Annotated in this window: 11 protein-coding genes; 4 read left to right on the forward strand and 7 right to left on the reverse strand. The window is 34.9% G+C overall.

Translation table 11 applies throughout. The features are described from left to right. Positions 1–212: 212 nt before the first annotated feature. Together WAX74_RS11645 and WAX74_RS11650 are read right to left on the reverse strand one after the other, a co-directional pair. Positions 213–779, reverse strand: a complete 567-nt coding sequence (locus tag WAX74_RS11645; protein ID WP_336497893.1) for a GNAT family N-acetyltransferase — start codon at positions 777–779, stop codon at positions 213–215. A 301-nt stretch (positions 780–1,080) separates the two neighbouring features. Then, entirely contained in the window at positions 1,081–3,465 is a 2,385-nt protein-coding gene (locus tag WAX74_RS11650) for a polyprenyl synthetase family protein (RefSeq protein ID WP_336497828.1), read from the reverse strand. Positions 3,466–3,780: 315 nt separating this feature from the next. Between WAX74_RS11650 and WAX74_RS11655 the strand changes: the two genes are divergently transcribed. Next, the gene (locus WAX74_RS11655; RefSeq protein WP_336497829.1) at positions 3,781–4,437 is read left to right on the forward strand and encodes a hypothetical protein; all 657 of its coding nucleotides are present in this window, start codon (positions 3,781–3,783) and stop codon (positions 4,435–4,437) included. Positions 4,438–4,493: 56 nt separating this feature from the next. After that, positions 4,494–6,017: a glycine betaine uptake BCCT transporter gene (locus WAX74_RS11660; protein ID WP_336497830.1), complete on the forward strand. Its 1,524-nt coding sequence runs from the start codon at positions 4,494–4,496 to the stop codon at positions 6,015–6,017. Positions 6,018–6,182: 165 nt separating this feature from the next. Here the strand turns inward: WAX74_RS11660 and WAX74_RS11665 are convergent, their stop codons facing one another. Further along, positions 6,183–7,238: an LLM class flavin-dependent oxidoreductase gene (locus tag WAX74_RS11665; protein WP_336497831.1), complete on the reverse strand. Its 1,056-nt coding sequence runs from the start codon at positions 7,236–7,238 to the stop codon at positions 6,183–6,185. A 167-nt stretch (positions 7,239–7,405) separates the two neighbouring features. Beyond that, positions 7,406–8,584: a DHH family phosphoesterase gene (locus WAX74_RS11670; RefSeq protein WP_336497832.1), complete on the reverse strand. Its 1,179-nt coding sequence runs from the start codon at positions 8,582–8,584 to the stop codon at positions 7,406–7,408. 130 nt (positions 8,585–8,714) lie between these two features. Here WAX74_RS11670 and WAX74_RS11675 point away from each other — a divergent pair, with 130 nt between their 5' ends. Further along, a complete protein-coding gene (locus WAX74_RS11675; RefSeq protein ID WP_336497833.1) occupies positions 8,715–9,044 on the forward strand; it encodes a DUF3889 domain-containing protein in 330 nt (109 codons plus the stop codon). On the opposite strand, the gene WAX74_RS11680 is transcribed toward WAX74_RS11675, so the two are convergent. Next, positions 9,024–9,200: a hypothetical protein gene (locus WAX74_RS11680; protein WP_336497834.1), complete on the reverse strand. Its 177-nt coding sequence runs from the start codon at positions 9,198–9,200 to the stop codon at positions 9,024–9,026. The genes WAX74_RS11675 and WAX74_RS11680 overlap by 21 nt on opposite strands. Before the next feature lie 301 nt (positions 9,201–9,501). Between WAX74_RS11680 and WAX74_RS11685 the strand changes: the two genes are divergently transcribed. After that, positions 9,502–10,962 carry a PQQ-dependent sugar dehydrogenase gene (locus WAX74_RS11685; protein ID WP_336497835.1) on the forward strand — a complete coding sequence of 487 codons (1,461 nt, stop codon included), beginning with the start codon at positions 9,502–9,504 and terminating at the stop codon, positions 10,960–10,962. Positions 10,963–11,160: 198 nt separating this feature from the next. Here the strand turns inward: WAX74_RS11685 and WAX74_RS11690 are convergent, their stop codons facing one another. Beyond that, positions 11,161–11,721, reverse strand: a complete 561-nt coding sequence (locus WAX74_RS11690) for a YybS family protein (protein WP_336497836.1) — start codon at positions 11,719–11,721, stop codon at positions 11,161–11,163. A gap of 433 nt (positions 11,722–12,154) precedes the next feature. After that, the gene (locus tag WAX74_RS11695) at positions 12,155–12,664 is read right to left on the reverse strand and encodes a YehS family protein (RefSeq protein ID WP_336497837.1); all 510 of its coding nucleotides are present in this window, start codon (positions 12,662–12,664) and stop codon (positions 12,155–12,157) included. Positions 12,665–12,874 lie beyond the last annotated feature (210 nt).

The raw sequence follows: 12,874 nt of genomic DNA on the forward strand, positions 1-12,874 counted from the left end.
TTTTTACTATAACAAAAAAAAATTCTATATTTCTAGTTTTATTTTAATCTTTCACCTGATTGGCGTTCACATTTTAGACATATTTATAGAATTATACTCCTCAAAATACACTTTGTCTTGGCCATCCCTTTCCCTTATGCTCCACCAAAAATTAGGATCAAAGGACCCCAAAAAAATTTCTCTGGATTCCTTTGATCTACCCTATTTATATTTTATTTATTTTTTTGCCACTCATTCTTATGAAGAATGTAATGATAATACTTTTGATTTTCAATTTCTATTTCTTCTACAAATTTAAAGCCACTTTTTTGAATAACTCTGCTCGAGCTAATATTATTCGTTAGCGCAATGGCATTTAGAAGTTCAACATTCGTTTTCTCAAACAAATAGTTACTCAATCCTTTTGCTGCTTTTGTCGTATATCCTCTATTTCTATAATTCCTTGAAATAGCGTAAGCAATCTCTCTATTTGGGGCCGATAAATTCTCTTTAATTCCAGTCATACAAAATCCAATAAACTTCCCAGTTTCCTTTAATATTATTCCTAATCTCAGATAAGTTTGCTCTTCAATATTTGGAACGGCTGCTAAAAACATTTTATTAGAAGGTATTTCATAATTTGTTACCCAATCTAAACGTTGCTCTCTTGTTGTTTTAAAATCAGGCAAGAATTCATAAACTTCAGGTTGTGAGGTAATTTCATATATAGCATCAACATCCTCTACGCTATACTCTCTTAACAATATTTCTCCGCAATCTATTGTAAATAAGTCGTTAATATTATTCAGCCTCCATTATTCCTTTTTCTCTACTTATTCTATTGTTCTATTTAAATTCCTTCTTCAACTAACCTTCCCGTTAATGTTATATTGCTACTTGCGATTATAGTCAGCATTTTATTGGATTGGAGGAGCACGAGAAAGAATTATTATAATTTTCCGTAAATGTAAAAAGCATTGCTAAAAGCAATGCTAGGTCCGTACTATGATTTTGCGTTTATTTTAACATTTACTAATTTATTTAATGTTTTGTACCAATAAAACTGATTGGCTTAAGACAAACGTAATTTGTTCTATTTTTCTAACGGTCACGGTTTATAATATAATTTAAAAAATGCTTTAAAAAAGTTATATTACGTGGCAATTCTTGTAATGCTTCCATTGCAATACAGTAATTTTCCCACATCTCTTTTTTGGCACCTTCTTGACCCAATATGGATACAAAAGTTGAACTGTTGTTTTCCGCATCCTTCCCAATAGGTTTTCCGAGTAAGGTAGAATCTCCTTCAAGATCAAGCAGGTCATCCTTAATCTGAAACGCGATACCTGCATGACGGGCAAATTTTTTCAATACTTCTATTTCTAATTCATTTGCTTGTGCTAGGATTGCAGGCATTATTATTGAAGCTTCGAATCCTATGCCAGTTTTATAAAAGCACATCATATTTAATTGATTTAATGTCAATTTTTTCCCTTTGGAATCTAAGTCCATTGCTTGCCCTCTACACATATTCGCTGTTGTTTGAGCTGAGTATTGTATAAGTTTAAGTACAGTCTTTGAATCAAACTGATCAAGAGAGGTTTGTTCCTCAATAGCCTTTTGGGTCAAAAATAAACCAGTTAACTCTGATATAGCTACGTTATATGCCTCATGGAGAGTAGGACGTCCCCTACGAGTAGATGCATTGTCCTGAGATGGCAGATCATCAAATATTAGAGATGCAGTATGCATATATTCCAATGATCTGAGAAGTGGGATAATTGCCAACTTATTTAATCCATATGCATTTATGCCCATGAACCAAGTCACTATCGGCCTCAAACGTTTTCCATCACCTTTTAAACTGTAATTTGCAGCATCTAATATTGGCTCTTTCATCAAAGACATATCCTCCATTTGAGGGATATGTAAGATATGGTTAATCTCATTACGTAAGGTTTTGCTCGTATTTATAAAATCTTCTTGCTCTCTTCGGTTATTTTTCAAGATTGTAATTATATGATCACGAAGCAATTTATCAAAGAAATCTACATCATCCGCTTTTCTAACCATCTCTTGGATAAGTCTATTAAATTTTGGATTACTGGTTGCAAATAGCTCCATAACTTCGTTGTATTTTTTAATACCCATTCGCACTTTAAATCGTTTCAGTCCGTTTATTGCTCGATCCAAAATTACTTCACATGTCTTCCTGTCTGAGTCATATACGTTATGGATCAGGTTGGAAATAACTGTCCAGTACATTTCAAATGGATTTATAAGGTCCAAGCGTTTATCGTGGTATTTCATATAATAAGTATAGGGTGTTACCGCACCATCCTTCATGTCATCAAACATATCTGCAAAATCATCAGCAAGCTGATTATAAATACCATAAAAGAATGTTCGGTCGTCCAATTTCTTATCCTCAGGAGCACCGATTACTGAACGCACAATCAATCTGGAAGAAGAAGACTTTAATATAACCGGAATATAAAGGTCCTCATTGGTGTAATTTGCATTAGATAAATCTTTTACCCGATCCACTTCCTGAGAATTAAAGAATACATAGGATTGCTCAAAAAAATTCTTTGTCGTGTCTTGTCTCTGCTTGTTCTTAATATACATAAATGCATCTCGGAGCTCCGCATGAATATATTCAATTAAGGCAACGTTATTCCCCTCCCACTCTCCCAAATCTGGCACTTCTCCAGTTATAATTGTGGTACGAATCAAATCCGAATATTGTTTTTCCTCTTCTTCAGATAATATTTTTGCATCAAGAAGATCATCAATAAATGGATAGGTTAAACCATAGGAAAAACCAAGCCTTATAGCTGAATCGAGCCTTCTACTACGTTCTTCAGGAGGTGTTTTGTCATTCATCTCTTCAACCTCTTGCATGATTACTCCGGCAATGATTTTAATTAGTTTTCGTTGAGCTTGCTCAGCATCCATCCCCTTCGGAATATTGGAAGATACTGTTTTCAGCTTATTGATAACCCATATCAGACTCGATTCCACGCCTTCTTTTTGGGCAATACGGTATAACCCTGCCATGCTAAACGTCTCGTCTTTTGCTCCTTGGTTGGTTGAGGTAGAATGTGAGAGGTGATTTTTCAAACTATCAACTACACGGTCAATCCTTCTCAATGTTTCGGGTGAGTCAAGGGACTTGCTCAGGTCCCGCATAAAAATATAGGAAATGCTTCGATTAAGATAATTATCTAGTTTGCCTGTGTATTTTAGCCATTGGATATAATGGTGATACCCATGAGAATCAGGATTTCCCTTCGTACGTGAAAAAAAGGAGAATAATGAATGATGATGAATATGATTGTGTTTCCACGAACGTATATCTTCTGTGAGGGATGGTACATAAGTCTTTTCCAATACCTGAGCATAAAGTGATTTAAAATAGTGAGCAGCCTTGTGCTCAGCATGCCTATAGCATTCATCGGCATTTATTAATAACTCCTCGTTCATTTCATAACACACCTTCACTTTATGTTCTCTTTTATCCTTCTTGAAATTCGAACTATTATTTTTCAATTATATCATCCAACTTTTTATCAAACTTGTTTCGACTTCTAGCCTCTACAAACATTTAATTATCTTATTAAATCTATTCTTCTTTTAATCCCTAAATTCCTATTATTCACCAGACTGTTATTATGCGATTGTTTATTTTTATTTGATTGGAGACATACTAAAGCGGAGAAACAGAAATTTTGTAACCTAAAGAAGGGCCTATAAAAACTAAAATGATGAATTAAGCAATTATTGGAGGGTGTTGTTTCTGTGAAACTGTTTCAGGTAAGAAAAGGGCAATTTGTATATTATAAAAATGAATTGCACAGAGTTTATTCGGTTAAACCTATGTATAAACAATCTGTTCATCTAATGAGGCTACGTGATTTAACACAGCATTTAAGTAGCGCGGCGGAAGTAGAGAAATACCAACCAAAGGAACTGGATAGCTTTATTTTCAATAAAAATGTGTATACCCTCAGCAAAGATAGAAAAGCTGAAGACGGAGATTTCATCCTAATTACAAACCCAACCCCTGATTATCTCGATCATTATTCATTAAATGAAATTGAAGTAGTGGCAACAGTTGAAAATAAAGGTGTCATCACTAATAAGACTAACGGAATTAGACATAATGAGTATTTATTGATGGTTCCAGGTCGCCATGAGCACAGTAATCCCATTGAATATCAAGATTTTCAAAACCTGGATGAAAGCAGCTTAAATGACCAATCTGATGCTATTCTTGGCATGTTACCAACAATAGGGGACGTCTATAAAATAAATGACCATGACTCTTTAATGGAAGCGATGGTTGTCGCAATAAAAGGCAATACGATATTTCTAGGTGGCGGATTAGAGTTACCTCTGGAAGAGATAATGAACACTGAAAAATGGGAATTTCTATATAACCTTCTCGACAAATAACTTTTTTACTTTCGAAGTCTTATCAATCATTAATACATATTCAGTTGGAGGCTCCCATGAATGTTAACAAGCTAAAAGAAAACAGTGTATTTATCATCTCACTTATACTTACCCTTATTTTTATTGCATGGGGGGTCTTTTTCACAGACCTTCTTACAAAAGTTACGAACGCGATTTATAACACATCTATTGATTACCTTGGATGGGTCTATATTGGCGCATCCCTTTTCTTTGTAGTATTTTCCTTTTACTTACTATTTTCTAAGTACGGTCAAATACGATTAGGTAAGACTACAGACAGACCTGATTTCAATACTGTGTCCTGGCTAGCAATGTTGTTTGGAGCAGGCATGGGAATTGGGATTGTTTATTGGGGTGTTGCTGAGCCAGTCACTCACTACACGAAACCTCCATATGGAGAAGCGTACACCACTGATGCTGCCAATGTTGCCATGCAATTTACCTTTTTTCATTGGGGTCTACATCCTTGGGCTATTTACACAGTAATCGGATTAGCACTTGCCCTCTGTCAATATAACAAAAAATTGCCTGCAGCCATAAGTTCTGTTTTCTATCCGTTGTTGAAGGATAAAATATATGGACCCATTGGTAAAACAATTGATATTCTGTCTGTATTTGCAACTGTTTTTGGAATTGCAACATCTCTAGGTCTTGGAGCATTACAAGTTACAGCAGGGATGCATTCCATTTTCGGTGTTCCTAATACGTTATTAGTTCAACTAATTGTTATTGTGGTCGCTACAGTTATTTTCCTCATTTCGATTAACACTGGCTTGGAAAAGGGAATTCAATATTTATCTAACGCTGCTATGATTATATCTTTTGCTATTTTGTTAGTGATATTAATTGTCGGACCAACTTTGACCATTATTAGAATCTTCTTCAATACGACCGGGCTCTATATCAATGATTTTATCCATATGAGTTTAAGGATGACACCATTTGGTGAAGGTGAATGGATTGCATCATGGACATTATTTTATTGGGCATGGTGGATTGCTTGGGCACCTTTTGTCGGTATGTTTATAGCAAGAATTTCGAGGGGAAGAACGGTAAAAGAATTTATTATAGGCGTGTTGATCGTTCCAACACTTGGAACATGTTTGTGGATGTCTATCTTTGGTGGATCCGCGCTTGATCTTGTGGTCAACTCAGAAAATCATGAATTGGCTAAATATATTGCAGACAATGTATCTTTGGCTATCTTTACATTCTTTGATTATCTTCCACTTAGTTCTATATTAAGTCTTATGGGATTTGCTCTAGTAGCTATTTATTACGTAACTGTTGCAGATACTTCTACTTTTGTATTAGGAATGTTGAGTGAAGGGGGAACATTAAATCCCTCTAATAAAATCAAAATGACATGGGGCATTATTCAATCTGCTGTTGCAGCAGTTTTACTTTTATCTGGTGGATTAACCGTATTGCAAACAGCATCTATTGCAGCCGCTTTTCCTTTTGCCATCATAATGATTTTCATGTGTTACTCCCTACTTAAAGGGCTAAATAGTGAATTGGAAATACAAACAAGGAAAAAGAAAGTCAAAGAATATTAAAGACTAACGGTGCCATCACACAAACGTGCCCTTGCCACACGAAGCGAAGCGAGGGCACTGAAAAACTCTTAATTAAAATAAACTTAGTAATTTCAAAAAAGGCTTGGTTCTAATTTAATAGAATCAAGCCTTTTTTAAAATTAATTTTGCATTTCAATTAATAATCTAGATTTCACCTTCTGCTTCCCATCGAGCTATTTCTGCTCGAACCAATGGTGCCACTTCTGTTCCGAGTAGTTCGATTGCTTTTAACACTTCATCATGAGGCATCGAACCTACTGGTACGTGAAGCATAAAACGAGTAATGCCCACTTTTTTACGAAGAAAAATGATTTTCTCAGCAACTGTCTTTACATCCCCTACGTATAAGGCTCCTTCAAGACTGCGTGCATGATCAAAGGTTGCACGTGTATATGGCCCCCAACCGCGCTCTTTCCCTAAAACGTTCATAGCTTGCTGGGTTGGTAGGAAAAATTTGTCCACTGCGCTTTCGGTACTTTCAGCAACAAATCCATGAGAGTGTGATGCAACCGATAACTTCGATAAGTCATGCCCAGCCTGTTTAGCTGCTTTCCAATAAAGTTGTACCAACGGTTCAAATTGAAGTGGACTACCCCCTATGATTGCTAAAACGAGTGGCAACCCAAGGAAGCCAGCACGAGCAACAGATTGTGGTGTTCCACCGCTAGCTATCCAAACTGGTAGCGGATTTTGAACAGGACGTGGATAAACACCACGATTTTGAATATCCGGTCTGTGCTTCCCACTCCAATTGACCATTTCTGATTCTCTTATTTTCAACAGTAAATCAAGCTTCTCATTGTATAATTCATCATAATCACTTAAATCATAGCCAAATAGTGGAAAAGACTCGATAAAAGAACCTCGTCCAGCCATAATCTCTGCACGCCCATTTGATATCGCATCTAGCGTTGAAAATTCTTGGAATACTCGTACAGGATCATCCGAAGATAACACGGTAACAGCACTTGTCAGTCTAATTTGTTTTGTCTGTGAAGCTGCAGCAGCCAACAATACAGCAGGTGCAGAACAAGCAAAATCTTCCCGATGATGTTCTCCTACTCCAAAGACATCTAATCCTACCTGATCTGCTAGTACAATCTCTTCTATTACCTCGCGAATACGCTCAGCATGACTAATAACCTTACCCGTTTTAACATCAGGAGTTGTTTCTACAAAAGTAGTAACACCAATTTCCATTATACTTCTCTCCCCACCGCTAGTTATATAATATACATCTTACATCAACTCACTAATATATTTATCAGATTATGCTTTCGAATAAAACAAAAAAAAGAACCATGTCTGTTTCTCACATAGTTCTATATAATAAAGAAGCTATTAGCAACAAACAGCAGTCATTTTGACTATCGTTTTTGAACCTCATTCATTAAATATTCCACAAACAAATCATCCCTTACCAACCATGCTTCATAGTTTCTTTTTAAAAATCGTTCGCATTCATCAAAATTAGTAAAGGTTTGTTCCATTCCGCTTTTATTTTTTTCAATCATCCAGTTCTTCTCATCCTTTTGATAAATAAGAAAAATATCATCATTTCTATTTTTGAATAACGAACCGAATGAAGATTGTTTCAAATTATATCGATTCCTTTTGGCATCTTCTTGTATTGGTTCCAGGTGAAATGTTTCGACCACATATTGATTGTACGCTTCCTCTGTTAAAGTACAACCAGATGCTTTCTGATGTCCACCACCACCGAAATAACCTGCAATTTCCGAAACATCAATATGATCATGAATAGTGCGCAATGAGATTCTTTTCCCTCCCATAATTATAATTGCAATATAATCTAGATGAGGATATTCTTTTCCAAGTTCGTTTCCTAGTTCTGAATGGTATGATTCTGCATAAACGATACCAGTAATATACGCCCCTACTCTTGACTGTACAATTTCTCTTTTTTTACGGCGAATATATCTTTCTATTTTATCTTCTTCCATGTTCAACAATGTCTTTTCTAATTCATCAAATACAAAATGTTCACTTGTCTGAAGTCGATCAATCATTTTTTCTTCAAAATCATCAATTGATACTAAAAAGAAGAGTGAATTTAAGGAATGAGCTTGATGATTCTCATTTTTCTCCCACTCCCATGTATCGTATTGCCTAACCAACTCTACAAATTCTGCAATTGAATCCTTCGGCTCCAACAGTCTATGTTTGACTAGATATTTATAAAACAATGAAGTAGCAGATGTTAATTTGCCTTGATTATCTTCAACTAGGACATAGCCCCACTCATAATCATTTAAATGTAAAGCCGTTTTATGATGATCAAGTAGTTGAATTTTTCCTTTTGCATGATAAAAATTATCGAGTCTTTGTTCATTTTCTTTATTCGGAGACAAATCCATTATAAATAAAAACGTATCCGAATTATCATGTTCAAGAAAAAATTCAATCTCTCTATTTAAAGATGCTACAGAATTATATCGCACCTTCACTTCTTTACCAAAAGCTAGTTTTGCTAATATCCCACATCCAACCCCATCCAAATCGTTATGAGTCAGTAATTTATACATTGCTTTCACCTCATACATAGTATGGTTATTTAAAGCTTAAATTATTAAAGAGCAATTTATGTAAATGGCTATGTGAATAACTTAAATAAACTCGGAAATAATATCAGTTAAAAAAGAGGTTTCATAAACCATGAAGACAGTTTTAGCTATTCAATTAGTTCTAAGTTTAATTTTGGGTAATTTTACGGCTTTTCATGTGAACAATGAAGAACATGAAGTTTCCCCACCCTATGCTAAATGGGGACAAATTGCTATCCAAGAGACAAAGAAGAAATATCCTGAAGCAAGTATTATTGATTATCTTCATATTGGTAAGGAAACAGGTACAGATTCCTCTACAGAAAAGTTCAAACTTTGGTTACGAGAAAATAACAAAGAATTTGGTGTATTTGTTGATATTACCTTTGATAATGAAACAGAGCAAATAATTGATATCAAGTTAACCGAGACAAGTAACTAAAGAAAATAACAAATACTCCTTCACAAAAAAAATCTCTGTTTCAGTTATCATTAATGCAATAATCTGCTTTGACATATATGAAGTGGATTCCTGAATACCGTCTTCAATCCCCCGTATAATTACCGCTGCTACTCCATGCGCACGATAGACATACAACCATTAGACTCCAATTTATTTTCATCTGTGATCAAAATAGACGAGGTTTCATCTGTTTATTGCTATTTATTTTTATAAAAAATTGATTTTTACGTAAAGCGAATCTTTAACTAACGCACTCGTAACCATTCATGTAGCACTAAAATCAGTGCTCGTCCCCAATGACCGCCTTGGATTGCTACGTCGTTGGTGCAGAAAATGGTGCAATGTATTGTCATTTTCTCGGTACTAATTTGGTACTAATAGAACAGTTCTATTCATATTCTTAAAAAGAAATCAATAAGAGGGAGTGTAAAGTTAGTTGGTAAAAGTGAAGGTTAGCTTACGGCCCATTGTAAATAAGATAAATTTACCCACTGTTTTGAAAACAACTATTCTTCCGGGTGACTCAATTGAAAGATTATTTATTGCAACCCAGATAGGAGAAATCTTTTATATAGGAAACGAGAGTTTAATAACTTTTTTAGATATTCGCCCGCGAATTATAAAACTAGGTGTTTCCGGTGGTGGATATGATGAACGCGGATTGCTAGGTCTAGCGTTTCATCCCGATTTTTATTATAACGGTCTGTTTTATCTTCATTATTCAGTAGCTGGAACACAAGGTCCAGGTGCTCTTCCTCAATTAGAAGCCGCAAAACCAGCTCAAGATGGTCTTCCTGAATTTTTTAAGCCGAACCCGTGTGATCCCAGAACCTTAAACCTAAAATGGATAAATAGAGAAACTCAATATGATCATATTGATACAGTTGAAGAATGGATTTTACAATCGAACGGTCAACCTCAAAAACGGCGGACATTACTTAATTTAAGAAGACCATTTTTTAATCATAATGGTGTCAATAGCTTAAACTTTTCACCAGAAACAGGAAAACTTGTTTTAACAACGGGAGATGGTGGATCAGGCTATGATCCTTTTAATTTAAGCCAGAATGATATGGAGATTTTAGGTAAAATTATTGAAATCGATGTTGATAAGAATACATTTATCTACAATCCACCAGTAGTAACACGTTTTAATGAACTTCCCGTGCCTATTCAGGAAACGCTTACGGTAATTGCCAAAGGCGTTCGCAATATACCAGGCATTTCATTTCAAAGATTTTATAATCAGTATATCAAATATGTGGGAAATGTCGGACAGGATTTGGTAGAGTCAATTTTTTCATTCATTCATTATAAGCCAATACCGGTTACTGAGCTTGTTCAAGCTTCTTTAATGAAATTTAAACCTAACCAAGAAGGATTTATTAACTTTGGATGGCGAGGATGGGAAGGAGCTTTTCCTACTTCGATTATAAGTGGCTGCTCTGCAAATCCGACTTTGGATGAGAAAACAATTGCTTATTACAATGAAGCAGTAAAAACTTCAGTGCGGCGCCTTCAGCCTTTAACTAGTTATTTTCATAAAGATCCCCGAACCGATAAGTTTGGAGGAACAGCACTTACAGGAGTTCAGGCATATATGGGGAATGCAATCCCCGACTTAACAGGAAGCGTTGTGTTTACCGATTTTGCCCGTGATGAAGGATCTCAACCTCCTGTTAGAGGGGCTTTAGCTTTTACCAAGGTAAGAAAAGATTGTAAACTAAATGATTTTAGTGTTATTGAAACCGATTATTATTTTGGGTCCGGGTCAGCTTATTATGTTAGTTTAGGAACGAATATGGATCAAACCAGAATATATTTAGGGGTATATGGCTCTATGAATGTGACTGATTTTAACCAAGGGTCTGTTTTTGAAATTGTTCCATCAAATTAATACCAGATAATACTCTTTCCTGGATTTAATTGAATGAATTATAAAACAAACAAGAGAGCAATCAGGCTCCCTTGTTTGTTTATTTTTCCAGGTATTGTTTCTCTTAGAATCGAACGGATATTATGTTGTTGTCCTAGTAAGATAACTCGAAGTCTTTAAAGAAGTACCGACCCAAATACTGGGATGTTTGGGGAGTAACTAAGTTATAAAGGTCTTAAATTTTTTAAAAAAGAATAAAGCCATCTCAACCCATAACCAACTATAAAGGAAAGAAAAAATAAAAATACTTCCTCCTGTAAGGACTGAAAAGGAATCAGATACGGCTGGCCCAAGTAAGGGAAAGTGGAAAATATATAATAGACTCATAATACCTATCGTTAAGAGAATGGCACCACCAAAAATAATGCTTAATCTCTTCTTGAAAAAGGAAAAAGCTGCACCTATACCAATCCCTAACAACCCTGTTGTAAAAGGAAAAATGACTAATTCACTTGGAAACAGAATGAATAGCAACAGGATGGTAAGAAAATAAGACATCACTCCCATCTGAAAAGAAAACATAGCACTAATCAAAATGGGTAAAGTTGCAAATGGGCTGATAAAATATCCGATCCCTGGTAAAAAGCCACCAGCAATCTGAAGTACAGCAGCCATACAGGCAAGAAAAGTTCCTAAAACAAGCCTCTTTGCTTTTGAATGTTTACGAAGTTCTAATTGGGCAAATCGAACATCCTCTGAAATTGATTTTACAAAATACATTGGTCCACCTCATTCAAAACCTTTTTTAGATACAATGCAACGCTACGTCCTCCAACAAACAAAAAAGTTCTTCTTTTCATCAGAACTTCTTATAAAGATTGTATTTCTACTATTAATATCTTATAACTTTTTTAAATAATATTTTTTAATACTTAACTGATACACCATTTAATTTTTTTTTTACTTAGCTTGTTGGACTAAGGGACTTCAATAACGCATATAGTTTTATAAAATTAACTGTTTAAAAGTGAGGAAATTCTTAAAGCGGTTGAAAATATTACCCAAACGGATTAGTTCATTTTTAGCAATAAGAAACATTAGTATTAATCCACTTAATTATCAGTATTCCGTTTTAATCCACGCTTAAATGAATTGAACCCCAACTATTAGACATTAACTCTAACAATTGGGGTAATTTTTTCATTTTTAATATTTAGCTTGCTCTATACCTTACTGCCAAACCTTTCAAGAATTTTCGCGCAAAATTATCGCCGCACACTTTATAATTTCGATGCCCTTCTTTTCGTAAAATAGCACCTAATTCCCCTTTTGAAACAGCAATACCACCATCATCCAATATATCTAGCATATCTTCGGTTGTTAATTGAAGTGCTACTTTCAACTTCTTAAGAAGCATATTGTTAGCACTCTTTTCAGGCGGTTCAGGGCTACTTGACTGTTCTGGTTTAGACTCTTGTTTACCTCTTTTTAAAGTAATAAAACCATTCAAAAATGACGCTAACATCTTATTATTGCATTTAATCTGATATTCAGTTTCCTCTGCTTCATCTAGATCATCGTACTCATCTTTTGACTTTGTCAGTATCTTTAGTACTTCCTCTTTTGTCACTTCCAAACCGCCAAGTTTAAAGATCTCGATCATATCTTTATTTTTTATATCTAGAGCATATCTCAGTCTAATTAATATATCGTTGTTATCCATTTATAAACCTCCTAATAATGTTACCAATGCTACCTTACCATTTACTAGCCATTAATCACAACCAACAGTAAATTTTGAGAATCCTTCAACTATTCTCGAGCGTTTTTTCTACTGTTACATTAAGGAATATAGTTCGATTCTTGTTATAAGTAAGTATTTCCTATCCCTCTTTTTCTCAAACTTAGTAGCACTTTACCATTCATAGAAATT

The organism is Psychrobacillus mangrovi (assembly GCF_037104765.1).
Lineage (GTDB): Bacteria > Bacillota > Bacilli > Bacillales_A > Planococcaceae > Psychrobacillus > Psychrobacillus mangrovi.